The organism is Dactylosporangium darangshiense (assembly GCF_039537565.1).
Lineage (GTDB): Bacteria > Actinomycetota > Actinomycetes > Mycobacteriales > Micromonosporaceae > Dactylosporangium > Dactylosporangium darangshiense.
Window position 1 is genome coordinate 1 of sequence record NZ_BAABAT010000188.1, and the last position, 1,315, is coordinate 1,315.

General features: G+C 68.7%; 1 protein-coding gene. It reads right to left on the reverse strand.

Annotated elements, in window-relative coordinates; translation table 11 throughout:
- Positions 1–31: 31 nt before the first annotated feature.
- A protein-coding gene (locus ABD901_RS58600; protein ID WP_380139904.1) for an IS3 family transposase occupies positions 32–1,239 on the reverse strand; the annotation gives its coding sequence in 2 pieces (ribosomal slippage) (positions 32–948 and positions 948–1,239; 1,209 coding nt in all).
- Positions 1,240–1,315: the final 76 nt, after the last annotated feature.

Here is a 1,315-nt window from a genome sequence, read left to right on the forward strand (position 1 = left end):
GGGCCTTGACCCCTGATCTTGGACACGGGGTTTACGCGGCTCGGGTGAGCGTAGTCGATGCTGTGTGGGTGGTGTTCTCGTAGTTGATCGGGGATTGGTGTCCGAGCCGGGAGTGGCGGCGGACGGTGTTGTAGCGGTGCAGCCAGCGGAATGCGGTGAGCCGGGCTTCGTGTTCGTCAGTGAAGGCGCGGCGGCCTTGCAGGGTTTCGCGTTTGAAGGTGGCGTTGAACGATTCGGCGAGGGCGTTGTCGGCGCTGCTGCCGATCTTGCTCATGGACTGGCGGACCCCGGCGGCGGTGCAGGCGTCGGCGAAGGATTTCGCCGTGTACTGGGCTCCGTGGTCGGTGTGCATGATCGCCCCGTCGAGGCTGCCGCGGGTGCGTTGGGCGGCGGTCAGGGCGTCGATGACGAGGTCGGTGCGCATGTGGTCAGCGATGGCCCAGCCCGCGAGGCGCCGGGAGTGCAGGTCGATGACGGTGGCCAGGTAGAGGAATCCGCGCTCGCCGACGGGCAGGTACGTGATGTCGCCGACGTAGCGCTGGTTGACGCCTGGGGCGGTGAAGTCCCGGCCGATCAGATCCGGGGCCTTCGCCGCGGCCTGGTCCGGGATCGTGGTCTGCACCCGCCGGCGTAGCCGCAGCCCGCGGATCCGGTGGCGGCGCATCACCCGGGCCACCTTCTTGCGATTGACCGGCAGCCCGCTGTCGTTGAGTTCGGCGGTGATCCGCGGCGCCCCGTAGGTGCCGTCGTGCGCGGCCTGCACCGCCCGGATCCGCACGGCCAGGGCCGCGTCCGCGGCCTCACGCGCGGCCCGATCGGGTGCGGTGGACCGCCAGTAGTAGAAACTCGACCGGGCGATCCCGAGGAGCTGACACAACCGCTTCACGCCGTAGCGCTGGGAGTGGTCGGCGACGAACTGGAAGCGGGTCACCAGCGCGTCTCCCCGGCGAAATACCGGGCGGCCTTACGCAGGATGTCGCGTTCCTCCTCCAACTCACGGACCCGGCGCCGCAGCTCGGCGTTCTCCTCCTCGACCGTGCCGGCAGGCTGGAGCTTCGCCGTCGCCGCTGGACGGCCGGCCTCGCCTCGCCGCTGATCGTCGAGCCGAACCCAGCTGCGCAGCGTCTCACGGTTGACACCCAGGTCATCGGCGATCTGCGCGATCGTCGCGCCCGGCCTCGACCGGTACAACGCCACCGCATCGGCCTTGAACTCGGGCGGGTAATGCTTGTTCACCATGGTGTTCCAGGACTCCTGATCTCCCAGGACCATCACGATCCCAGGTTCAAGTGTCCAAGATCAGGGGGCAACTCCC